The sequence below is a fragment of the Agrobacterium sp. SORGH_AS_0440 genome (assembly GCF_031453135.1).
GTDB classification, from domain to species: Bacteria; Pseudomonadota; Alphaproteobacteria; order Rhizobiales; family Rhizobiaceae; genus Agrobacterium; species Agrobacterium pusense.
The window spans coordinates 1,002,911-1,026,537 of sequence record NZ_JAVIYR010000002.1 but is presented as its reverse complement, the minus strand read 5'-3'; the positions used below and the strand labels follow the sequence as shown (position 1 = coordinate 1,026,537).

General features: G+C 60.1%; 23 protein-coding genes. 19 read left to right on the top strand and 4 right to left on the bottom strand.

Annotated features, from left to right (window positions below):
* Nucleotides 1-64: 64 nt before the first annotated feature.
* The 13 genes from alr to rarD all read left to right on the top strand — a co-directional run bounded on the left by alr (nucleotide 65) and on the right by rarD (nucleotide 11,753).
* Nucleotides 65-1,240: an alanine racemase gene (alr, locus tag QE453_RS14335; protein WP_309777331.1), complete on the top strand. Its 1,176-nt coding sequence runs from the start codon at nucleotides 65-67 to the stop codon at nucleotides 1,238-1,240.
* A gap of 65 nt (nucleotides 1,241-1,305) precedes the next feature.
* Nucleotides 1,306-1,575 (top strand): type II toxin-antitoxin system ParD family antitoxin, encoded by a 270-nt coding sequence (locus QE453_RS14330; RefSeq protein ID WP_006700150.1) that lies wholly within the window; start codon nucleotides 1,306-1,308, stop codon nucleotides 1,573-1,575.
* Nucleotides 1,568-1,882, top strand: coding sequence for a type II toxin-antitoxin system RelE/ParE family toxin (locus QE453_RS14325; protein WP_309778169.1), 315 nt, complete (start codon nucleotides 1,568-1,570; stop codon nucleotides 1,880-1,882). Before QE453_RS14330 ends, QE453_RS14325 begins: the two co-directional genes overlap by 8 nt.
* A 5-nt stretch (nucleotides 1,883-1,887) precedes the next feature.
* Nucleotides 1,888-3,294 carry a DNA repair protein RadA gene (gene radA, locus QE453_RS14320; protein WP_004441018.1) on the top strand — a complete coding sequence of 469 codons (1,407 nt, stop codon included), beginning with the start codon at nucleotides 1,888-1,890 and terminating at the stop codon, nucleotides 3,292-3,294.
* 89 nt (nucleotides 3,295-3,383) lie between these two features.
* Nucleotides 3,384-3,971 (top strand): CvpA family protein, encoded by a 588-nt coding sequence (locus QE453_RS14315; protein ID WP_004441017.1) that lies wholly within the window; start codon nucleotides 3,384-3,386, stop codon nucleotides 3,969-3,971.
* Nucleotides 3,972-4,109: 138 nt separating this feature from the next.
* A complete protein-coding gene (purF, locus tag QE453_RS14310; RefSeq protein ID WP_006700146.1) occupies nucleotides 4,110-5,618 on the top strand; it encodes an amidophosphoribosyltransferase in 1,509 nt (502 codons plus the stop codon).
* Nucleotides 5,619-5,763: 145 nt separating this feature from the next.
* A complete protein-coding gene (locus tag QE453_RS14305; protein ID WP_006700145.1) occupies nucleotides 5,764-6,504 on the top strand; it encodes an SDR family NAD(P)-dependent oxidoreductase in 741 nt (246 codons plus the stop codon).
* Nucleotides 6,505-6,715: 211 nt separating this feature from the next.
* Nucleotides 6,716-8,101: a cysteine--tRNA ligase gene (cysS, locus tag QE453_RS14300; protein ID WP_309777330.1), complete on the top strand. Its 1,386-nt coding sequence runs from the start codon at nucleotides 6,716-6,718 to the stop codon at nucleotides 8,099-8,101.
* A 274-nt stretch (nucleotides 8,102-8,375) separates the two neighbouring features.
* On the top strand, nucleotides 8,376-8,744 hold the full coding sequence (locus QE453_RS14295; protein ID WP_004441009.1) for an endonuclease domain-containing protein: 369 nt from the start codon (nucleotides 8,376-8,378) through the stop codon (nucleotides 8,742-8,744).
* Nucleotides 8,741-9,217: a GFA family protein gene (locus QE453_RS14290; protein WP_072494242.1), complete on the top strand. Its 477-nt coding sequence runs from the start codon at nucleotides 8,741-8,743 to the stop codon at nucleotides 9,215-9,217. Before QE453_RS14295 ends, QE453_RS14290 begins: the two co-directional genes overlap by 4 nt.
* Nucleotides 9,214-9,672, top strand: coding sequence for a GFA family protein (locus QE453_RS14285; protein ID WP_142181597.1), 459 nt, complete (start codon nucleotides 9,214-9,216; stop codon nucleotides 9,670-9,672). Before QE453_RS14290 ends, QE453_RS14285 begins: the two co-directional genes overlap by 4 nt.
* Nucleotides 9,673-9,675: 3 nt before the next feature.
* Nucleotides 9,676-10,632 carry a prolyl aminopeptidase gene (pip, locus tag QE453_RS14280; protein WP_309777329.1) on the top strand — a complete coding sequence of 319 codons (957 nt, stop codon included), beginning with the start codon at nucleotides 9,676-9,678 and terminating at the stop codon, nucleotides 10,630-10,632.
* A gap of 212 nt (nucleotides 10,633-10,844) precedes the next feature.
* Entirely contained in the window at nucleotides 10,845-11,753 is a 909-nt protein-coding gene (gene rarD / locus QE453_RS14275; protein ID WP_244405081.1) for an EamA family transporter RarD, read from the top strand.
* A 52-nt stretch (nucleotides 11,754-11,805) separates the two neighbouring features.
* Here rarD and QE453_RS14270 read toward each other — a convergent pair whose 3' ends face one another.
* Nucleotides 11,806-13,566, bottom strand: a complete 1,761-nt coding sequence (locus QE453_RS14270; protein ID WP_244405082.1) for a penicillin-binding protein 2 — start codon at nucleotides 13,564-13,566, stop codon at nucleotides 11,806-11,808.
* A gap of 187 nt (nucleotides 13,567-13,753) precedes the next feature.
* The gene (locus tag QE453_RS14265) at nucleotides 13,754-14,374 is read right to left on the bottom strand and encodes a TIGR00730 family Rossman fold protein (RefSeq protein WP_006700139.1); all 621 of its coding nucleotides are present in this window, start codon (nucleotides 14,372-14,374) and stop codon (nucleotides 13,754-13,756) included.
* A 156-nt stretch (nucleotides 14,375-14,530) separates the two neighbouring features.
* Between QE453_RS14265 and QE453_RS14260 the strand changes: the two genes are divergently transcribed.
* The 6 genes from QE453_RS14260 (at nucleotide 14,531) to QE453_RS14235 (ending at nucleotide 22,262) form a co-directional block, all read left to right on the top strand.
* Nucleotides 14,531-16,528 carry a LysM peptidoglycan-binding domain-containing protein gene (locus QE453_RS14260; protein WP_309777328.1) on the top strand — a complete coding sequence of 666 codons (1,998 nt, stop codon included), beginning with the start codon at nucleotides 14,531-14,533 and terminating at the stop codon, nucleotides 16,526-16,528.
* A gap of 110 nt (nucleotides 16,529-16,638) precedes the next feature.
* Nucleotides 16,639-18,525, top strand: coding sequence for an ABC transporter ATP-binding protein/permease (locus QE453_RS14255; protein ID WP_037088933.1), 1,887 nt, complete (start codon nucleotides 16,639-16,641; stop codon nucleotides 18,523-18,525).
* Nucleotides 18,526-18,626: 101 nt separating this feature from the next.
* On the top strand, nucleotides 18,627-19,388 hold the full coding sequence (locus tag QE453_RS14250; protein ID WP_309777327.1) for a phosphatidylserine decarboxylase: 762 nt from the start codon (nucleotides 18,627-18,629) through the stop codon (nucleotides 19,386-19,388).
* Between the two features lie 24 nt (nucleotides 19,389-19,412).
* The gene (gene pssA / locus QE453_RS14245) at nucleotides 19,413-20,282 is read left to right on the top strand and encodes a CDP-diacylglycerol--serine O-phosphatidyltransferase (RefSeq protein WP_004440987.1); all 870 of its coding nucleotides are present in this window, start codon (nucleotides 19,413-19,415) and stop codon (nucleotides 20,280-20,282) included.
* 169 nt (nucleotides 20,283-20,451) lie between these two features.
* Entirely contained in the window at nucleotides 20,452-20,583 is a 132-nt protein-coding gene (locus tag QE453_RS14240; RefSeq protein ID WP_004440985.1) for a hypothetical protein, read from the top strand.
* 386 nt (nucleotides 20,584-20,969) lie between these two features.
* Entirely contained in the window at nucleotides 20,970-22,262 is a 1,293-nt protein-coding gene (locus QE453_RS14235) for a PleD family two-component system response regulator (protein ID WP_034496256.1), read from the top strand.
* Between the two features lie 217 nt (nucleotides 22,263-22,479).
* Here QE453_RS14235 and QE453_RS14230 read toward each other — a convergent pair whose 3' ends face one another.
* Nucleotides 22,480-23,241: an SOS response-associated peptidase gene (locus QE453_RS14230; RefSeq protein ID WP_045534179.1), complete on the bottom strand. Its 762-nt coding sequence runs from the start codon at nucleotides 23,239-23,241 to the stop codon at nucleotides 22,480-22,482.
* 10 nt (nucleotides 23,242-23,251) lie between these two features.
* Nucleotides 23,252-23,575, bottom strand: coding sequence for a YnfA family protein (locus tag QE453_RS14225; protein ID WP_006699408.1), 324 nt, complete (start codon nucleotides 23,573-23,575; stop codon nucleotides 23,252-23,254).
* Nucleotides 23,576-23,627: the final 52 nt, after the last annotated feature.

The following is a 23,627-nucleotide window of genomic DNA, read 5'->3' as shown; positions in this document are numbered from 1 at the left end:
TCCTTACCGTCTTGAACAAAAGTGCTAGGGTCTGGTCGGTTCCAAAATCAACCGGACGCATGGCATGACAGACGACTTCGAGGATACATTCGCTGAAACCGAAACCGACGCTTTCGAACAAGCGCCACTGCGGCTGACCGTCGATCTCGGTGCGCTGGCCGATAATTGGCGGGACATGAGGAGACGCTCCGGCAAGGCGCGGACAGCGGCCGTCGTGAAGGCCGATGCCTATGGCCTCGGCATCGAGGATTGCGGCGCAGCGCTCTACCATGCCGGCGCGCGCGACTTCTTCGTGGCAACGGTTGCCGAGGGTGAGACCCTGCGTTCCTATGCACCTGAAGCACGCATCTTCGTCCTGTCAGGCATCTGGCAGGGCCAGGAACGGCAGGTCTTCGACAATGATCTGGTGCCGGTTCTTGCCTCCGAGGAGCAACTCTCCTTCTGGATGGCGACGGTGGCCGAGCGTGGCGATCACCCCTGCGCACTGCATGTGGACACCGGCTTCAACCGTCTCGGACTGCCGCTCGACGATGCGCTGTTTCTGGCCGACGACGTGACCCGGCCGGCAAGTTTTGACCCGGTTCTGGTGCTGTCCCATCTCGCCTGTGCCGACACGCCCTCCTCGCCCATGAACAGGGCTCAGCTCGAATCATTCCGGACGGTTAGCACTGCTTTCGAAGGTATCGAATCAAGCCTCTCGGCTTCCGCCGGTATCTTTCTCGGCCCGGATTATCATTTCGACCTTACCCGTCCCGGCATAGCGCTCTATGGCGGAGAGGCGGTCAACGACGTTGTAAATCCCATGCGGCCGGTCGCCAAAGCCGAAGCGCGCATCATTCAGATCCGCGATGCGGGCGAAGGCCAGACCGTCAGTTATGGCGGCACCTTTCTGCTGAAACGCGCAAGCCGCCTCGCCATCGCGACTGTCGGTTACGCGGATGGATACCAACGTTCGCTGTCCGGTTCCGGCATTCCGCTGCGCGAAATGGGCCATGGCGGCGCATACGGTGTCGTCAACGGCCACAAGGTGCCGGTTGCTGGCCGCGTCACAATGGACCTCACCATCTTCGACGTGACGGATGTTCCGGCCAATGCCATTCGAACCGGAGACTATGTCGAGCTTTTCGGTCCCAATGTGCCCGTAGACGAGACTGCACGGGCGGCAGGAACGATCGGCTATGAGATGTTGACAGGACTTGGTCTGCGATATGAGCGGCAATATCTGATGGCAGATGACTGAGACGCGCCTTTAGCGCTTGGAAAGCTCACGCGACCTGTGTTAAAAGAGAACAAAAGGAGATCGAAATGCCCGAAATCCATTTGAGCGAGCAGGACGAGAAGTTCATCGAGGAGCAGGTGGCGGCCGGCGTGTATAGCGATGCGGATGCAGTGATTTCTGCTGGACTTCGTTTGCTGGGCAGCGATGAGGGAAAGAAAGCGGCACTCAAGCTGCTGCTGCAGGAAGGAATTGATGATGCTGACGCCGGCCGTGTTCACAGCTATCGGTCGCGAGATGCTTTCCTGAGCGACATCAAGAACCTGTCCGCGCAACAAAAAACGGGGACCGATCATTAATATCCGGGCCGTTATCTGGACCACGCGGGCAAGGCAGGACATCGCTGAAGATCACGCCTATATCGCAGTGGAAAATCCGGCCGCGGCCGACCGTCTCGTGCTTGAAATTTTTGACAAGGTCGAATCGCTAGCGGCGCTCGGCCTGTCCGGCGTCTCACGAAGCAGCTATGGAGCAGGGCTTCGCAGCATCGCCTATCGGGACCGCGTGATTTTCTTCCGCGTCAACGAGAATGAGCTTACGGTCCTGCGCGTCCTCCACGGCCACCAAGACATCTCCGCAGATCATTTCAAACAAGAAGAAAACTGACATAGATGGCCAAAGCCAAGACTCAATTCGTGTGCCAGAACTGCGGCACGGTTCATACCCGATGGGCGGGAAAATGCGAAGGCTGCGGCGAGTGGAATACCATCGTCGAGGAAGACCCGATGGGCGGCATCGGATCCGGCCCGGGCAAGGCTCCCAAGAAGGGCCGACCCGTGACGCTCACCTCACTATCAGGTGAAATCGAAGAAGCCCCCCGCATCCCAACCGGCATCAGCGAACTTGATCGGGCGACCGGCGGCGGTTTCGTGCGCGGTTCCGCCGTTCTGATCGGTGGGGATCCCGGTATCGGCAAATCGACGCTTCTCATGCAGGCGGCTGCCGCCCTTTCGCGGCGCGGCCATCGCATCATCTATGTCTCCGGCGAAGAGGCGGTGGCGCAGGTGCGTCTGCGTGCGCAACGTCTGGGGGCTGCGGAAACCGATGTGCTTCTGGCGGCGGAAACCAATGTCGAGGATATTCTGGCGACGATTTCCGAAGGCAAGCGGCCCGATCTTGTCATCATCGATTCCATCCAGACATTGTGGAGCGATACCGCCGATTCCGCCCCCGGCACGGTGACACAGGTGCGCACCGGCGTGCAGGCGATGATCCGTTTCGCCAAGCAGACAGGCGCGACCATGGTGCTTGTCGGCCATGTCACCAAGGAAGGCCAGATCGCTGGCCCGCGCGTGGTGGAGCACATGGTCGATGCCGTCCTTTATTTCGAAGGTGACCGCGGCCACCATTACCGCATTCTTCGAACCGTCAAGAACCGCTTCGGGCCGACCGATGAAATCGGCGTGTTCGAAATGTCGGATCGCGGCCTCAGGGAAGTGTCCAATCCATCCGAACTGTTTCTGGGAGAACGCAACGAAAAATCACCGGGCGCTGCGGTTTTTGCCGGCATCGAGGGGACACGCCCCGTGCTCGTTGAAGTGCAGGCGCTGGTCGCGCCAACCTCGCTCGGCACACCACGCCGCGCGGTGGTCGGCTGGGATTCGTCGCGACTCGCCATGATCCTCGCCGTACTGGAGGCCCATTGCGGCGTGAAGCTCGGTCAGCACGATGTCTATCTCAACGTCGCCGGCGGCTACCGGATTTCCGAACCGGCCGCCGATATGGCTATTGCTTCTGCGCTGGTTTCCTCGCTTGCCGGTCTTGCCCTGCCAGCCGATTGCGTCTATTTCGGCGAAATCAGCCTGTCGGGCGCGGTGCGCCCGGTCTCGCATACGGGCCAGCGATTGAAAGAAGCTGAAAAACTCGGCTTTTCCGCCGCACTTCTGCCTTCTGCTTCGGCTGAATTGCCGAAAGGCGGCAAGGGGCGCTGGACGGAAATCGAAAGCCTTCCGGACCTAGTGGCCCGCATCGCCGGCTCCGGCAACCGGTTCAAACAGGTTGAGGACGACGAATATTGATCCTTTCGCCAAAGGAAACAGTGGTGTAAGAGGATCGCAAAATTGGCAAGGCAGCGCCTGACAGGGCGTCGCACCTCCGGAGTTGGTATATGCCCATTACAATTTTCGACGGCATCGTCATCGCCGTTGTTCTTTTCTCCGCCATTCTCGCGATGGTCCGCGGTTTTTCCCGCGAAATCCTGTCGATTGCGAGCTGGGCCGGTTCGGTCGCCGCCGCCTATTATCTTTATCCGGTCCTGCTGCCCTATGCGCGCAACTATACCGATGACGACAAGATCGCCATTGCCGGTTCGGCGGGCGTCGTTTTCCTCGTCTCGCTGATCGTGATTTCCTTCATCACCTCGCGTATTGCCGATTTCATCATCGACAGCCGCATCGGCGCACTGGATCGCACGCTGGGCTTCCTGTTCGGCGCGGCGCGCGGCATCCTGCTTCTAGTGGTCGCCGTCGCCTTCTGGAACTGGCTGGTGGATGTGAAGACACAGCCGGAATGGGTGACGCAGGCGAAGTCCAAGCCCTTCCTTGACGGGCTGGTTGGCAAGCTGGAGGCGGTTCTGCCTGACGATATCGAGCCGCAGATCCGCGCTCGCATCCTTGGAAAACCGCAGGAACAGACGACCACGCAGGCGCCTGCCGAAGATGTGCCGGCAACAAATCCGCCGGCAACGAATAATTGACACAGTGTCGCGTCTTGCAATGCATGCAAGGCGCGCTATTTGTGCTAAATATCAAGCACGACACAGACGGACCGACCGGGGGAAACACTCACCGGAATGGTCTTTCTTTTTTCTCGGTAGAGAGCAAGGGCAAGCCGGATGATTGAGCCGCTTTCGCATTCCAAGTTTCCTGAGGCCACTTTCAAGGAAGAGATCGACGGCGATACGCTGCATGAAGAATGCGGCGTTTTCGGCATTCTCGGCCATGCCGACGCCTCGGCGCTGACCGCGCTTGGCCTGCATGCCCTGCAGCATCGCGGCCAGGAAGCAGCCGGCATCGTCTCCTTCGATGGCAAGCGCTTTCATCAGGAACGCCATATGGGCCTCGTCGGTGATCATTACACCGATCCGGCAACGCTTGCCCGCCTGCCCGGCTCCATCGCCATCGGCCACACCCGTTATTCCACCACGGGCGAAGTGGCGATGCGCAACGTACAGCCGCTGTTTGCCGAACTGGAAGAAGGCGGTATTTCGATTGCCCATAACGGCAACTTCACCAACGGCCTGACACTGCGCCGCCAGATCATCGCGACAGGCGCCATCTGTCAGTCGACCTCCGATACCGAAGTCGTGCTGCACCTCATCGCCCGCTCCCGTCATTCCTCCACCGCCGACCGTTTCATCGATGCCATCAGGCAGATGGAAGGCGGTTACTCGATGCTGGCGATGACCCGCACCAAGCTGATTGCCGCGCGTGACCCGATCGGTATCCGCCCGCTGGTCATGGGCGAGCTGGACGGCAAGCCTATCTTCTGCTCGGAGACCTGTGCTCTCGATATCATCGGCGCGAAATTCGTGCGCGACGTTGAAAACGGCGAAGTCATCATCTGCGAGATCCAGCCTGACGGTTCGATCACCATCGACGCGCGCAAGCCCTCGAAACCGCAGCCGGAGCGTCTCTGCCTGTTCGAATATGTCTATTTCGCCCGTCCCGATTCCGTCGTCGGCGGCCGCAACGTCTACACGACGCGCAAGAACATGGGCATGAACCTTGCCAAGGAAGCACCGCTCGAAGCCGATGTGGTGGTGCCCGTTCCCGATGGCGGCACGCCCGCAGCGCTCGGTTTTGCGCAGGAAAGCGGCATTCCCTTCGAATACGGTATCATCCGCAACCATTATGTCGGCCGCACCTTCATCGAGCCGACCCAGCAGATCCGCGCCTTCGGCGTCAAGCTCAAGCATTCCGCCAACCGGGCGATGATCGAAGGCAAGCGCGTGGTGCTGGTGGATGATTCCATCGTGCGCGGCACGACCTCGGTCAAGATCGTGCAGATGATCCGCGAGGCCGGCGCCAAGGAAGTTCATATCCGCGTTGCCAGCCCGATGATCTTCCATCCGGACTTCTACGGCATCGACACGCCTGATGCCGACAAGCTGCTGGCGAACCAGTATGCGGATGTCGAGGCGATGGCGAAATACATCGGCGCCGATTCGCTGGCGTTCCTGTCGATAGACGGGCTTTATCGCGCGGTGGGCGGTGAAAACCGCAATCCGGCGCGGCCGCAGTTCACCGACCACTATTTCACCGGCGATTATCCGACCCGCCTCCTCGACAAGAACGGCGAGGCGATGGGCAGCAAGATTTCCATGCTGGCCAGCAACGGCTGATAATCCCGACAGAACAAGCGGCCACCGGTCTCCGGTGGCCGCTTTTTTCTTGCCTTTTATCAGCCCGCGAGCTGCGGCAATTTAATTGCTTGCAGCAGGCGGCTGCGGCTTCGTACAAGGAAGCGCAATCATTTCGGGGGAGACCATGACTATCGATCTCAAGGGCCGCATCGCTCTCGTCACCGGCGCGTCGCGCGGCATCGGCTATTTCACGGCGCTGGAACTCGCCAGGGCCGGCGCGCATGTTATCGCCTGCGCCCGAACGGTGGGCGGCCTTGAGGAACTGGACGACGCCATCAAGGCCGTCGGCGGCACCGCGACGCTGGTTCCCTTCGATCTCTCCGACATGAAAGCCATCGATGCGCTGGGCGCCAATATCTACGAGCGCTGGGGCAAGCTGGATATTCTGGTCGCCAATGCCGGTGTCCTCGGCGTCATCTCGCCGGTCGGCCATATCGAGGCAAAGGTTTTCGAAAGGGTCATGACCATCAACGTCACCGCCACCTGGCGGCTGATCCGCTCGGTCGAGCCGCTGCTTCTCAAATCTGACGCCGGTCGGGCATTGATCCTGTCCTCGGGTGCCGCTCATAGCTGTCGTCCCTTCTGGGGCGTCTACTCCACCTCCAAGGCAGCTGTGGAAGCACTTGCCCGCACCTGGGCGGCGGAGACGCAGAAGAGCGCGCTTCGCGTCAACAGCATCAATCCCGGCGCCACGCGCACGGCAATGCGCGCGCAGGCCATGCCCGGCGAAGATCCCGCCACCGTGCCGCATCCGTCAGAGGTGGCCGCAGCCATCCTGCCGCTTGCTTCGCCCGATCTCAAAGAGACCGGCAAGCTCTTCCTGGTCCGGGAAAACCGGTTCGTGGATTACCGTCCGCCGGAGTGATGCCGGTCGGCGGGTCAGCCAACGTCACGAGAGAAACGCTTGACCGCGCATGACCGCCGCGCCATAACGCAAGTCATGAAAACGACGATCTGCACCTGCTGCTGAAATAATTTTGCTGGTTCGCCACCGGCCGGCTCGTTTTCGTCTCCCGCAAGGTCTTACAGACAAACGGCCCGGTCAGGACAACTGACTGCCTCTAGGGAATTGCCGCATGTCCTTGCGCCTGAAACTTCACAACACGCTGACCCGCGAAAAGGCGGAATTTGCGCCCATCGATCCTGAAAACGTGCGCATGTATGTCTGCGGCCCGACGGTCTATGATTTCGCCCATATCGGCAACGCGCGACCCGTCATCGTGTTCGATGTTCTCTTCCGGCTGCTGCGCCATGTCTATGGCGAAAATCACGTCACCTATGCCCGCAACATCACTGACGTTGATGACAAGATCAATGCGCGGGCGCTGCGGGACTATCCGCATCTGCCGCTCAACGATGCCATCCACGCCGTGACGGAAAAGACGGCTGACCAGTTCCATGCGGACGTCGCGGCGCTGGGCTGCCTTCAGCCAAGTGTCGAACCGCGCGCGACCGACAATATCGCACAGATGATCGACATCATCGAGAAACTGATCACACGCGGCCACGCCTATACGGCCGGTGGCGAGGTCTTGTTCGACACTCGCTCCATGGCCGATTACGGGCAGCTTTCGAAGCGTCCGCTGGACGAGCAGCAGGCGGGCGCGCGCGTGGCGGTGGATGCCCACAAGAAGAACCCCGGCGATTTCGTGCTGTGGAAGCTTTCCTCCCACAACGAACCCGGCTGGGAAAGCCCCTGGGGCCGCGGCCGTCCCGGCTGGCATATCGAATGCTCGGCTATGTCCGGCCGCTACCTCGGTGACGTTTTCGACATTCACGGCGGCGGGCTCGACCTCATCTTCCCACATCACGAGAACGAAATCGCCCAGTCCCGTTGCGCACACGGCACGCATGTCATGGCGAACGTGTGGATGCATAACGGCTTTGTGCAGGTGGAAGGCCGCAAGATGTCGAAGTCCGAGGGCAACTTCGTGACGATCTACGAATTGCTGCACACGGAGAAATTCGGCGGCCGGAAATGGCCGGGCGAGGTTCTGCGTCTTGCGATGCTGATGACGCATTATAGAGAGCCGATCGATTTTTCGGTAAAGCGTCTGGAAGAGGCCGAACGCCTGCTCGCCAAATGGCCGGCGGCGGAAGCCTCCGATGCCGCGCCGGATGAAACCGTGCTCGAGGCGCTTGCCGACGATCTCAACACCGTTGCGGCCGTGCAGGCGCTGCACGCATTGGCGCACGCGGCCAATACGGACCCATCCAAGCTGCCGGCCTTCGCGGCGAGTGCTGCTCTCTTGGGCGTGCTGCCGAAGAAAACTGAAATGGACGAGGCCATCGTTTCGGCCGTCAACGCTCTGGTGGAATTGCGTCTGGAAATGCTGAAGGCGAAGAACTTTGCAGAGGCTGATCGGTTGCGCGATGAGCTTTCGGAGAAGGGCATTCAGTTGAAGGATGGCAAGGACAAGGAGACCGGGGAGCGGACGACGACCTGGGAGTTGAAGCGGTAGGGCTTGCGTCCAGCGCTTGAGGCTGCGGCTTGCGGTTTACCCCCCTCTGCCCTGCCGGGCATCTCCCCCACAGGTGGGGAGATCGACTCGTTGTTAGGCCCCGCATTTCTCTTCGGTCGAAATGGAGCGACGCAGGCGCGTCATGCCGATCTCCCTCCTTGTGGGGGAGATGCCCGGCAGGGCAGAGGGGGGTATCCTCGCCCACCACAATACGCTTGCGATTTTAAGTTCCCTCAACCAATCTAAGGCGAGGCACTAAACGGCGAGCCACATCATGCCGCATGCAGATGTAGACCCAATGCATCGCAAATACGCGAAGCAGATGCGGAAAGTAATGACGGATGCCGAGCTGAAACTCTGGAACGCAATTCGCGCCCATCGCCTTGAAGGCTTGAGTTTCCGCAGACAAATGCCGATTGCCGGTTTTATCGTCGATTTCGCCTGTTCCGATCATCGACTTATTATCGAGATCGATGGCTCTCAACATACATCCGAGGCAGCATTACACTACGATCATGAAAGAACCGTGCGGCTTGAAAAAGACGGCTGGACCATCCTCCGCTTCTGGAACCATGACGTCCTCACAGACTTAGATAATGTCTGTCTCCACATTATCAGAACGATCCGGGAGGACCGAAGATGACGACATATACCGGCGGATGCCAATGCGGCGCGGTCCGTTTTCGCGCCACTGGCGACCTGAAAGACAGTTCCATCTGCCATTGCCGCATGTGCCAGAAGGCTTTCGGGGCTTATTACGCGCCACTGGTTTCAGTTCGCAATGTGGAGTTCACATGGACGCGCGGCGAGCCGAAACGCTTCCAGTCCTCCAGCGTCGTGAAGCGCGGCTTTTGCCCCGAATGCGGCACGCCGCTAACCTATGAGGCCCCGGATGGCATTGCGGTGGCGGCCGGCGCCTTCGACGATCCCGCCGCGCTGCCGCCAACCATCCAGTGGGGCGTGGAGCGGAAGATCGATTTTGTCGACAACCTCCACACCCTGCCCGCCGTTGCGACCGAGGACGACCTGACGCAGGTCGACTACCTTGCCAATCTCGTTTCTTATCAACACCCCGACCACGACACCGAAAACTGGCCACCGGAGAACAGACAATGAGCGAAACGGGTTTTTCCGGGGGTTGCCAGTGCGGCGCCGTGCGGTTCCATGCGGGCAAGCTCGGCAGGGCCTCCATCTGCCACTGCCGCATGTGCCAGAAACATTTCGGCAATTTCTTTGGCGCGCTGGTCAGCGCCGATCAGGCGCATCTCACCTGGACACGCGGCCAGCCTGCCCTCTTCCGCTCGTCGCAGAAAATCCATCGCGGTTTCTGCAACAAGTGCGGCACACCGCTGACCTATCATTATCCCGGCGGCGTGGAGATCGCGATCGGCGCTTTCGACCATCCCGAGAAGATAGAGCCGCAGGTGCAGGTGAACATCCACAAGCGTATGCCGTGGATCGAGCAGCTCTTCGCCAAACCGGCAGTCGAACAGGGCGTCGATGAGGCCGAGATCACCTCCTACCAACACCCGGATCATGACACGGCCGAATGGCCGCCTGAGGAACGATAAAACATGACTGAAGAACTGCGCGGCTTTTATCCAGAGATCGAACCCTTCGAGACCGGCATGCTCGACGTGGGTGACGGCCACACGATCTATTGGGAGCGGGTGGGCACACGCGGCGCTAAGCCGGCGGTCTTCCTGCACGGGGGCCCGGGCGGCGGAGTGAATCCCACCCATCGCCGGGTATTCGATCCCGATCTTTACGATGTCATCCTGTTCGATCAGCGCGGCTGCGGTCGCTCCACGCCACACGCGGAACTCAAAGCCAACACCACATGGCATCTGGTTGCCGATATTGAACGGCTGCGTGAACTCTGCGGCTTCGAGAAATGGCTGGTGTTCGGCGGCTCCTGGGGTTCGACGCTGGCGCTCGCCTATGCCGAAACCCATCCGGACCGCGTCAGCGAACTGGTCCTGCGCGGTATCTACACCGTCACCCGGCCGGAACTCGACTGGTACTACCAGTTCGGCGTCTCTGAAATCTATCCGGATCAATGGGAAAAATTCATCGCACCCATTCCCGAAGCCGAACGCAGCGAGATGATGCAGGCCTATAATCGCTATCTCACAGGCACTGACGAAACGAAGAAGCTGGAATGCGCGAAAGCATGGAGCCAATGGGAGGGCGCGACCATTGCACTCGTCACCGATCCCGACCGCGTCGAGGATTTCGGTCAAGACAAATACGCGATTGCCTTCGCCCGCATCGAAAACCACTTCTTCGTTAATGGCGGCTGGCTTGAGGAAGGACAATTGCTGCGCGATGCCGGCAAGCTCAGGAATATTCCCGGTGTCATCGTGCATGGACGTTACGACATGCCCTGCCCGCTGAAATATGCCTGGCAGCTGGCCAAGGCCTGGCCAGACGCGGATTTCCACATTATCGAGGCCGCGGGACATGCGATGAGCGAGCCCGGCATTCTCGACCAGCTGATCCGCGCCAACGACCGTTTTGCCGGGAAATAGTATTTATTTCAGCACGTTGTGGCGGCAGGATAAGATGATGATTCACGCAGGGTTTCCTGCGGGGATCATCTACCCGGCGCTGATCAGCACGTTTGAAAGGCAAAGCGCCTCTTATTCATGCAGTTTTTCTCATGAACCCTTCACGGAAATGAATTGGCCGCCATTGTGCCGATCCGTTATAAAACGCCATCCGAACAATTGGCGGTACTCCCATGGCACTCGACAAAACGCTTCCAGCCCAAGAGGGCGGCGACAGCGCGCGCGGTTTTGCTTTCGCGCTTTCCGCATATCTTTTGTGGGGTTTCCTGCCCTTCTACATGAAGGCGGTTGCACATATTTCACCGATCGAGGTCATCGTGCATCGCGTCGTATGGTCGGTGCCGATCGCAGCGGTGGTGCTGATCGTGCTCGGGCGTACGGCTGAAATCCGTACGGCGCTGAGAAGTCCGAAGATGCTTGCGATGGCGAGTCTTACGGCTGCGCTCATCAGCATCAACTGGGGCGTCTACATCTGGTCGATCGGCGCGGGCCGCGCACTTGATGCCGCGCTCGGCTATTTCATCAATCCGCTGTTCAGCATCTTCCTCGGTGCCGTACTGCTGAAGGAAAAACTCTATCCGGCGCAGATCGCCGCCATCAGCCTCGTGGCGGTTGCGGTGGCCATCCTCACCTGGCATGCGGGCAGCCTGCCATGGGTTTCCATCGCGCTCACCGTTTCCTGGGGCTTTTACGCCTTTTTCCGCAAAACCCTGCCCATAGGCGCGACGCAGGGCTTCCTGCTGGAAGTCATGCTGCTGTCTATTCCCGCCGTGCTGGTCATGATCTGGCTTGCGTTCAGCGGACAGGCGCATTTCATGGGCGGCAATTCCGCCGATACCTGGCTTCTGGCGGCAAGCGGTCTCATCACCGCCGTTCCCCTCATTCTCTATGGCAATGGTGCGAAACTGCTGAAGCTCTCCACCATCGGCATCATGCAATATATCGCGCCGACGATGATCTTCCTGATAGCCATTTTCATCTTCAAGGAACCGTTCGACATGGTGCGTCTGGCGGCTTTCGCAATGATCTGGGTGGCGCTTGCGATCTACACCGGCTCAAGCCTGCTGCGGCTCAACCGATGACCAAATCCTTTCTCACTCCTGCTCCCTGAAACGGGAGTGAGGTAACCAGGCGTCAGTAATCCACCAGCAATTGCGGGTTTCCCTCATAGCCGAAGCGCGGTTTGACACCCAGAAGGCCCGCCGTCTGGGCGATGATCTCGCGCGTCATGGGGGCCGCTGTCGAGGCTGCCGTGCGGCCGCCGTTCACGCCGGTCCTTGGCGCATCGATCATGGTCAGCACGACATATTTCGGCTTGTGCATGGGAAAACCGGCCACGAAGGCGTTGAAATTGATGTCCTTGGCGTAACGGCCATTGATCACCTTGTCTGCCGTCCCCGTCTTGCCGCCGACATGAAACCCCTCCACCTGTGCGCCACGGCCGGAACCCTTGATGCCGTTCCAGTTGAACAGGTAACGCATGTCGGCGCTCGTCCTGTCGTTGATGACGCTGCGCGCGAGCGATGCCGCAGCCTCTTTCGAACGCGGCAGGAAGGTCGGAGAGATCAGGCTTCCGCCATTGATAAGGGCTGCAGCGGCCACCGCCGTCTGCAACGGAGTGGTAGCAACGCCATGGCCGAAGGAGATGGTGACGGAATTGATCTTCTTCCAGTTTCTCGGCTGGGTCGGCGTGGCAACGCCGGGCATTTCCGTGTCCATTCTGGTCAGCAGACCAAGCTTCGTCAGGAATTGTTGATGGCCCTCGACACCGACCCTGTCAGCCACCGCCGCCGTGCCGATATTCGATGAAAATTGAAACACTTCCGGAATGGAGAGCGGCCGGTTTCTTCCCTTGAAATCCCTGATGGTGAAGCCGCCCATGCGGATCGGCCGAGACGCATCCACCACCGAATTGAGCGTAATCGCCCCGGCATCCAGACCCATGGCGAGCGTGAAGCTCTTGAATGTGGAGCCCATCTCGAAGGTGGCGTTGCTCATCCTGTTGAACCAGCCTTTTTCATACTCCTTGTCGACGCTGCCATCGGCGAGGGTGCGGGAAGGTTCGTTCGGATCGTAATCCGGGACGGAAGCCATGGCCAGCACTTCGCCCGTCTCCACATCGAGGATCACCGAACCGGCGGCTTCGGCCTGATAGGCACTTTTCGCCTTCACGACCACGTCGCGAACGATGTTCTGTACCCTGAGATCGATGGACAGCCGCACCGGTTCCAGTGGCGTGCCGCTGGCAAGACCCAAAGCGCGCAGATCGGCCAGCCCCTGCTGGTCCAGGTAACGCTCCATGCCGGCGAGACCCTGATTGTCGACATTGACGTGGCCGATAATATGCGAAGCGGTTGGGCCGCCCGGATAAAACCGCCGTTTTTCCGGGCGGAAACCGATACCCGGTATGCCGAGATTGAGAATATCCGCCTGCTGCCGCGGTGTCAGCTGGCGTCGCAACCACTGGAAGCCTGTATCCGAACGCAATCTACGATGCGTCTCGCGCCAGTCCAGATTGGGAATAACGGTCGCGAGTTTTTCCACCACCTCGTCCGGATCGACGATCCTGCGCGGATCCGCATAAAGCGATACCATGTTGAGATCGGTCGCCAGAAGCGTGCCGTTGCGGTCCACGATGTCAGGCCGTGAGGCGATGGCGTTGACGCCGGAATTGATCCATGCGGTGGAAACGGGTTCGGCGAGCCCATATTGAACGAGGCGCGCAGCGGCAACGCCATAGATCGCAATGAAGACGGCGATGACGATTGCAAGCCGCGTCTTTGCCTCCGCCCGGCGGCGGGCGACGGAACCGAAGACGACCTCCCTGCCCCGCAGCGGGTTTCTCTTGATAATGAAATGCGTCCGGCTCTTCAGCCGCATCACGAAAGCAATCATTGTCGATGACACCCACCCGAGGCGGCGGAGCAAAATTCCGCGATAACCAACGCCTGGGAAACGGTGACACAGGATCACTCGCCGGGCCACGAAAAGGACGGGCGGAAGGATGCCGCCGTTAAATCTATATTAATATACATTTAAAATTGTAACGAGCCGCCCGAGCGGCCGTTAACAATCGCCGGGCCTACAGGCGCGAAATCACCGAAGGGTCGCCTTCAGGGTTCTGCTGCGCCAGCGCGCGGTCGATGATGGCGGGCACGATATCCTTCACCTCGTCAATGATGAGCGGGTTGAGAAGATGCGCGCGGTGGATGAAGCCCTGGTCGCGCATATGTTGCACGAGTTCCAGCATCGGGTTCCAGAAACCGTTGATATTGGCAAAGACCATTGGCTTCGCGTGACGGCCGAGCTGCGCCCAGGTCATGATCTCGACGATCTCTTCCAGCGTGCCGACACCGCCCGGCAGGGTGACGAAAGCATCGGAGCGCTCGAACATCATGTGTTTGCGCTCGTGCATGTCCTTGGTGATGACAAGCTCGTTCAATTGTCCGAGAGAATGGCGTGTTGCCTCCATGTCGACCAGAAATTCCGGTATGATGCCCGTCACTTCGCCGCCATTGGAAAGAACGCCGCTGGCAACTGCGCCCATGATGCCCTTGGTGCCGCCACCATAAACCAGGCGAATGCCGTTTTCGGCAATGGATTTCCCAAGCGCACGGCCTGCTTCCATGTGGGCGGGATCACGCCCGGGCTGGGAGCCGCAATAAACGCAGATGGATCGAATCGCTGTATTTTTGTCCGTCATGAAGGGAAGGAACTATGTGCGATGCGGCACGTCAAGAAAATTTGGGAAATCCCTTGCAAATATGGCCTTTTGGCCACTCACCGCTTGTCTGGCGCTAGGTAAGACGCTAGCAATCTCAACTCGTGTGAAAAGCTTGAATTATCCGGAGCACCCAGGATGAAAAACAATAAAGCCGGTTTGCTGGCGCTGATCGTGTTGGGGATTGCATCCCTGCTCATGATCTTTTTCGTCCTGCCGCGGATTTCAAACGACGGCAAGCCGATCGGCGACGCCATCAACGAGGCGGGCAACGCCGTGAAGAACAGCGTGGAAATGGGCGCCGACAAGGCGGGCGACATCCTGTCCGATGCGGCAGAAGAAACCGCCAATATCGCCGACAAGGTCGGCCGTCTGGCGGCTTCCGCCACACAGTCGATCAAGGATCTGACCACGCTTTTCGCCGACAGCAAGGTTCCCTCCGACGCCGATTTCGCAGCGGCGCGCAAGAAGGTCGAGACCTCGCTCAAGGAACTGACGAATATCGAAATTCCCGAGTCGCTGGATGAAACGACGTCGCGGCTCATCACCACGGCCCGCACCGCCGCCGAGCGCACCACGGCCTTCCTGCGCGGCCTGCCTGACAATGCGGCGGCAGCGGCGGCGCAGGTGCGTCGTCTCGCGGGCGTCTTCGCCGGCACCGACGATGGCGCGCCCGAAGCGGCGAAGCCGGCGGCGGCGCCAGCCGATGCCACGCAGACCTCTTCCGGCGCGCCGACTTTCGACGTCCTGCGCGTCGAGCCTGATGGTTCGGCGGTTGTTGCCGGCAAGGCGCAGCCGGGTGCGAAACTTGAAATCCTGAGCAACGGCAAGGTCGTCGCCCAGACGACGATCGACGGCTCCGGCGATTTCGCAGCCGTTTTCGACAATCCCCTGCCGCCCGGCGACCATGAACTGGTGCTGCGTTCGACCGATACCGCCGGCAAGGCGACGCAGTCTGAGGAAGTGGCGACGGTTTCCGTTCCGGAAGGCAAGGCCGGCGAGCTTCTGGCCATGGTTTCAAAGCCCGGCAAGGCAAGCCGGGTCCTCGCCATGCCGGAGGCGGCCCCTCCGGCGCTTCAGCCGCAAACGCCATCACAACAGCCTGCGGCAACGGCTGCGACCAACGCCAATGCTGCCTCCGTACCGCTTGCCGGCGCGGCCGCTGCCGCCGCTCCGTTGACGTCGAGCGTCCAGGTCACTGCCGTCGAGTTCGAGGGATCGAAGATTTTCGTCGCGGGTTCCGCGCCCGCCGGTTCGACGGTTCGCGCGCTGGTCGATGACAGGGAAATCGGCAAGGCCACAACAGAAGCCTCCGGGCATTTTGTCATCGAAGGCGACGTCGATCTCGCCGTTGGCAGCCACATCATCACCATCGAGGAGCTGAATGCCGACGGCACCGCGAAAGTGCGCGTGCGCGTTCCGTTCGAAAGGCCGCAGACCGACCAGGCAACCGTCGCGATGCAGACGCCGTCTGCTTCTTCGTCAGCGGCAACGACCGCAGTGCCGGCCGAAAACCAGAGCACGGCAAGCGACCGCGCCGCTTTCGAAAAGCTGCGCACCGATGTCGCCAAGGCCTTTGGCATCCTCTCCAATCTCTACAGGGACCAGCCGACACCGGCGCTCGATCAGGCAATAGCCGGCCGCTCTGCCGTGGTGATTGCGCTGAAATCGCTTTCGGAGTTCCGCACCGCGGCAGCCACCGAGCCGGACTTCACAGCCTTCGCCGGCGACATCGCCGCCAAGGCGCGCCAGCTGCTGACATCGGTCGAAGCCTGGCCGAATGACGTGGCGGCAATCGGCAAGGGGCTGGCTTCGCTGGCCAGCAGGCTTGCCGAACTCCACATCACCGCGCCGCCCGCTCCCACGCCACAGGCGCCAGCCGGTCCGCAGACCTTCGAGCAGGCGCCGCTGGCCGAAAGCCAGAACAGCGTCATCATCCGCCGTGGTGACACGCTGTGGCAGATTTCGCGCCGCGTCTATGGCCAGGGCGTCCGTTATACCACGATCTATCTCGCCAATGAGGACCAGATCAAAAACCCTGACCTGATCGAGCCCGGCCAGATTTTCGGGGTGCCGAAAGAGGCCCTGCCGAATGCGGAAGAACTTCACCGCAAGCGGTTGAAAGGTGGCTCTTGAGCAACTGAACCGTTGCGGTAAATCCGCAACGATCCTATCTGTGACGCGCGCGGCGGCTTGACCAAAGCCGCCGTCATGCTGTCGGCTTCCGGCAGTGACCGGAGAGTATGATGGCCACGAAGAAAAAAACCATTTCTGCGGATTCCAGCAATCCCACCCAGACGCTGATCAATCTCTGGCCCTATATGTGGCCGGAGGGGCGGTGGGATCTGAAGATGCGGGTGGTCTGGGCCACCGTATACCTTGTTGTCGCCAAGCTGGTTCTCATCTCCGTCCCCTATTTCTTCAAATGGGCGACGGACGCGCTGAATGGCAAGCTCGATATGGCGGGGCTGGTCCCGGCCTTCCTGCTGGGCGCGGTCGCCCTTGTCATCGCCTATAATCTGACGCGGCTGATACAGGTCGGGCTTAACCAGCTGCGCGATTCGCTTTTCGCCAGCGTCGGTCAGCACGCGGTCCGCCAGCTGGCCTACAGAACATTCGTACACATGCACCGGCTTTCGCTGCGCTTCCATCTGGAGCGCAAGACCGGCGGGCTCTCGCGGGTTATCGAGCGTGGCACCAAGGGCATCGAAACCATTGTCCGCTTCACCATCCTCAACACCGCGCCGACCTTCATCGAATTCCTGCTGACGGCAATCATCTTCTGGGCGTCCTACGGCTTTTCCTACGTTCTCGTCACGGTCATCACCGTCTGGGCCTATATCTGGTTCACTGTCCGGGCCAGCAACTGGCGAATCTCCATCCGCCGCGCGATGAACGACAGCGACACCGATGCCAATACCAAGGCAATCGACTCGCTGCTGAATTTCGAGACCGTCAAATATTTCGGCAATGAAGAGATGGAGGCGCAGCGCTTCGATGTCGCAATGGCGCGTTACGAAAAATCGGCGATCTCGATCTGGACCTCGCTCGGCTGGCTGAACTTCGGTCAGGGTGTGATTTTCGGCCTTGGCTCCACCGTCATGATGGTGATGTCGGCGCTTGCCGTGCAGCGCGGCGAACAGACGATCGGTGATTTCGTCTTCATCAATGCACTTTTGCTGCAGCTCTCCGTGCCGCTCAATTTCATCGGTTTCGTCTATCGCGAAATCCGCCAGGGCCTCGCCGATATCGAGCAGATGTTCGAGCTTCTGGAAGTGGAAGCCGAGGTTACCGACAGGCCGGGTGCGACGCCGCTCGCCGCCGGTCCCGGCGCGATCTCGTTCCGCGACGTGCATTTTGCCTATGATGCCGAGAGACCGATCCTGAAGGGCATTTCCTTCGACGTGCCGGCGGGCAAGACAGTCGCCATTGTCGGGCCTTCGGGTGCAGGAAAATCAACGATCTCGCGGCTGCTCTACCGTTTCTACGATATCCAGGAAGGGGCGATCACGATTGACGGGCAGGATGTCCGCGACGTGACGCAAAAGAGCCTCCGTTCCGTCATCGGCATGGTTCCGCAGGATACGGTGCTGTTCAACGATACACTGGCCTACAATATCCGTTACGGTCGCCCTTCGGCGAATGACGAAGACATCACGGCGGCAGCGGATGCAGCCCAGATCAGCGCCTTCATCGGAAAGCTTCCGGATGGCTACGCCACCATGGTCGGGGAGCGCGGGCTGAAGCTCTCCGGTGGCGAAAAGCAGCGTGTGGCGATTGCCCGGACGATCCTCAAGGCACCGCCGATCCTGATCCTCGACGAGGCGACCTCGGCGCTCGATACGCATACGGAGCAGGAAATCCAGAGCGCGCTTGATATCGTTTCGAAAAACCGCACCACACTGGTCATCGCCCACCGGCTCTCGACGGTGATCGGCGCAGATGAAATCATCGTGCTGAAGGAAGGGCTGATCGCGGAGCGCGGCACGCATACATCCCTGATGGCCCAGAACGGTCTTTACGCCTCGATGTGGAGCCGCCAGCGCGAAGCTATCCGGGCAGAAGAGATGCTGCGCCATGTTCGCGAAACCGACGATCTCGGTGTCGTGGACCGCGGCGAACCAGCGCATTGAGGCGCATAAACGCCTGATAACGGCCCCCGCATGGCAAGGGGACCATTGCCGGGCGGTCCGTTTGGCTGTAACCAGCGAGGCAAAATTTGTCGCACGTCCGTATGGATCATGTCGTATCACGACCACATATAGACGCGACAGACAAAACCGGAGCAAGGAACCATATGAATCTGTTCGACACCATTCGCAACACCATCGTACCGATCCACAAGGAAGGTTATGTCTTCGTAGCCGCTTTCTTCGTGGCATCGCTGGTGCTCGGCTGGATCGCCGAACCGCTGTTCTGGGTCGGCCTGGTGCTGACGGCCTGGTGCGCCTATTTCTTCCGCGATCCCGAGCGCGTGACGCCGCAGGATGACGACCTGATCATCAGCCCCGCCGATGGCAGGGTTTCCGCCGTACAGACCGTCATCCCGCCGCTGGAACTGGAGCTGGGCAAGGAGCCGATGGTGCGCATCTCGGTGTTCATGAACGTCTTCAACTGCCACGTGAACCGTTCGCCGGTCCGCGGCCGCATCGTCAATGTTGCCTACCGTCCCGGCCTGTTTCTCAATGCCGAGGTGGACAAGGCTTCCGAGGACAATGAGCGCAACGGCCTCGTCATCGAAACGTCGCATGGCAAGGTCGGCGTGGTGCAGATCGCCGGCATGGTCGCTCGGCGCATCGTCTGCTGGGTCAAGCCAAACGAGCCCGTCGATGCCGGCGAGCGTTTCGGCCTTATCCGCTTCGGCTCGCGCCTTGACATCTTCCTCCCGGAAGGCTTCCAGCCGCGTGTATCCGTGGGTCAGACGGCAATCGCCGGCGAGACCGTGCTGGCAGAGTTCGGTTCCGCCAATGGTCCGCTCCTCAGCCGCCGCGGCTGATGACGATCAGGAAAGACATGCGCCATGGAAACGCCGATCGCCGAACCGCCGCAGAACGGAAAACATGAGGGCAGAAAGGATAGCGGCCGCGGGCCGCGCCTGAGAGAAATTCCCTTTCGCCTGCTTGTTCCCAATCTCATCACCGTTCTGGCCATCTGCGCCGGCCTCAGCGGCGTGCGGCTGGCCATCGAAGGGCGTTTCGAACTCGCCGTTGGCATGGTGCTGCTCGCGGCCTTTCTCGACGGCATAGACGGGCGCATCGCCCGCATGATGAAAGCGACGTCCAAATTCGGCGAACAGATGGATAGTCTGGCCGATATCGTCAATTTCGGTGTCGCGCCCGCGCTGGTGGTCTATGCCTATCTTCTCGATCAGGCACGGTCGATCGGCTGGATCGCCGCCCTCATCTATGTCATCGCCGCGGGTCTGCGCCTGGCGCGCTTCAACGTGATGATCGAACGGCCTGTCAAGGCGCCATGGCAGAACGAGTTTTTCGTCGGCGTCCCTGCCCCGATGGGTGCCATGCTGGTGCTGCTGCCGGTCTATCTCGGCTTCCTCGGCGTCGAGCCGGACAAGCCATTTGCTTATGTCGCTGCCGCCTACACCGTGCTGATCGGTTATCTCCTTATCAGCCGCCTCCCGGTCTGGTCGGGAAAATCAGGCACAAGCCGTATCCGCCGCGATCTCGTGCTGCCGATGATCCTCGTCGTCGTTCTCTATGTGGCCATGCTGATGAGCTTCACCTGGGAGGTGCTGGTTCTCACCGTTGCCGCCTATCTCGTCTTCATTCCCATCAGCGCGCGGCTCTGGCACCGCCGATACGGGACGCTGACGATCGAAGAGGACGCGCATGACGACGGAAATGGCGGCAATGGCCTCGATCGCAGCATTTAAAACCGCAGGTATCATTTTTCTTGCTTCACCTATCTGCGCCGTGGCGCAAAATGTCGCACCCTGAACGGCCGGCTTCGCGTTTTCCGCCTCGAATCCGTCAAGATTAGCCGCGAAAGAAGGGGCTCACACGCATCGCAACGGCGTTTGGCGTGAATTGTGGAGAGAGAAAATGACGAACGAGACGAAGGCACAGCCGCAGGCAAAGCCGGACCTCAAAAGCCACTACCGCCCGCTCGGGCTGAAGGCTGTCGCGGCCGCAGCGCTGATGTTGAAGCGCAAGCCCGCAGCCAAAACCGCTTGAAAATAAACGATTTTTCTTAAATCGGACAGGTCGGCGCGTGATAGGTCAGCTGACCGAAGACGGTCAATCCGGGATAACCGAGCACAACACGGCGCTATGAATGGCGCCGTTTTCTTTTGCTGCCGTCACGCGCCATTCCGGCCAGGACCATGGGACCAATCCGTTATAGTGTAACGTGACTGCAACAAAGCCATGCTAAAGTATTCGACTTCCACGAGACGACTGTACGGACAGTCTCGCATCAATTACTGAGAAATTACAAATTTTCTACTTTAGAGATTCATTCCTCTGCGGTTACCAAGATTTTCAATACCGTGACGTGCGGTGGCGAAAGAATGAAGTTTCGTGGAGACATCATGAAGACGGCCATGGGGGGCTTGGGCGGCATGCAGGATAAAATCCTTCTGATTGAAGATTCCGTTGCTCTGTCCATGCTGCTGAAGACGCGCCTTTCGGAAGAGACGCAAGCCGAGGTGATCCATTGCGACAGCATGGCCGCGGCCGATACCCTGCTGCGCGCCCATGATTTCACGCTGGCGCTGACGGGTCTCAATCTTCCCGACGCTCCGAAGGGTGAAATTCTGGCGCTGCTCTCCGAACGCAAAGTGCCCGCCATCGTCTTCACCGCGACAGTGGATGAGGAGGCACGCAAGCGTTATGCCGAGAAGAAGATCATCGACTATATCGTCAAGGACGGTCACCGTACCGTCGACGCGGTGGTCAAAACCGTCGACAGGATTCTGACCAACAGGCAGTTTTCCGTTCTGGTGGTCGATGATGCGCGGACCGCGCGCTCCGGCCTCGTGGAAATTCTGGAACGGCAGAACTTCAAGGTCAGCGAGGCGCATTCGGGCAATCGCGCGCTGGAAATCCTGGCGCAGGACCCGTCCATCCAGCTCGTCATCACCGATTATCACATGCCCGATATGGACGGCTACGAACTTACGCGCCGCATTCGCGACAGCCGCTCCTCGGAGGATCTGCGCGTGATCGGCATATCATCCTCCACGGACCGGCTGCTTTCAGCAAGCTTCCTGAAGGCGGGCGCGTCGGATTTCGTCTATCGCCCCTTCGTGCCGGAAGAGTTGCAGTGCCGTATCGACAACAACATAGAAACGCTGAAACAGCTCAAGCGCCTGCGCGAACTGGCCGAGCGCGATCATCTGACAGGCTTGCCGAACCGCCGCTCCTTCTTCGAGCGCACCCGTGCACTCATGGACGTTATCAATGACAATGACGAAAATGGCGCCGTCGCCATCCTCGACATCGATCACTTCAAGAAGATCAACGACACGCTGGGGCACGATGCGGGCGACCGGGCTCTAAAAAAGCTGGCGGAGCTTCTGCATGACAAGTGCGACGCGCACCGCCACATTCCCGCCCGTCTGGGCGGCGAGGAATTCGCGGTCTTCCTGCGCGGCCTGGATGCCCACGCCGCCTATGCATTCTGCGAAGAATTACGCGCCCATGTGGAAAAAAGCGGCCGACAATTGAGCGGCAGCAGCCTCGCACTGACGATTTCGCTCGGCGTCGTAGAGATCGAGAAGGGCGAGCCCTTCGACAACCAGTTGAATGCCGCCGATCAGCTGCTCTATCTCGCCAAGGCGAACGGCCGCAACCGCGTCTATTCCGATATCATGATCCAGGAAGGTTTGCAGAAGATCGGGCGGAACGGCTGAGTTTCTTCCGGAACTGAGGCATGGGGAGCGAGCGGATGAGGCTTGTTCTTCTCCCCGCCGGGGAGAAGCCCGCGGCAGCGGGATGAGGGGCAAGTCCACCGTATATCTCTGCCGTAGCCCCTCATCCGACCCTTCGGCCACCTTCTCCCCCTCGGGGAGAAGAATTGGCGGCAATGTCAGAGCTTAGATAACCAGCCTCACACGCTGCGCAAAGACGTCAAAACAGCGACATCTGCCCCTCGTCCTTCGCCGGTTTGATCTTTGCCAGCGGCACGCTTTCCGGCACTGGCTCGATGAGATCGGCGCCGACATTGGCGACCTTGTTGACCTTGTCCGAGACGGGAATCATCTCAAAGAAATCATCCTGAACCGGCCGCATCAGATCGGCGACCTCGCGTGGTTCCTGGGTCTTGCAGTCGAGCCAACGGCTGAAATCCTCAGGCGCGATGACAACGGGCATGCGGTCGTGAATGCGCCCGATGGCGGCATTGGCGGCCGTGGTGAGGATAACGCCGGTATCGACCTCCGAACCATCGGCCGAAGACCATGTCTCCATGAGACCGGCGAAGGCGACGATGCCGCCTTTCTTCGGGCGAATGAAATAGGGCTGGGGTTTGCCGCCCTCTTCCTTCGGCGGACGTCGCCATTCATAAAAGCCGGTCGCAGGCACGAGCACACGGCGATGGCGCATGGCGGCGCGGAAGGAGGCCTTGCCGATTGCCGTTTCCGAACGCGCGTTGATGAGCAGCGGAAAATCCTTCGGGTCCTTGACCCATCCGGGCAGGAAACCCCACCGAACCAGCACTGCCCGGCGATTGGGCAGGTTGCTGCCGCGCTCCTGCCGTTCACCCTCCATGACAATCAGTATCGGCTGCGTGGGCGCGATATTGAAGCGGGCGGGGAAATCCTCTAGCCCGATCAGGTCAAGATAATCGGCAATCTCTTCCGGCGTCGCTTTCAGGACGAAACGTCCGCACATATGTTTCTCCTCAACCCCGCGGCCCGAACAGGATGATGGTGGCCCCTGCGAGACAGACGGCGCCGCCGGCGATATCCCATTTGTCCGGCGCGTGGCCCTCGACGCCCCAGAGCCACAAAAGCGAAGCGGCAATATAGATGCCGCCATAAGCGGCATACGCCCTGCCTGCGGCCTCCGCTGGCACCAGCGTCAGGAGCCAGGCAAAGGCGGCCAGCGACAACATGCCCGGCAACAATATCCACGCCGTTCTGCCAAGTTTCAGCCAGGCCCAGAAGGAAAAACAGCCGGCAATTTCGGCAAGAGCCGCCAACGCATAGATAAGATAGATCTTCATTCCACCGTCTTCTGCCTGCACAATCGAACCGATTCTGGACTATAACATCGGC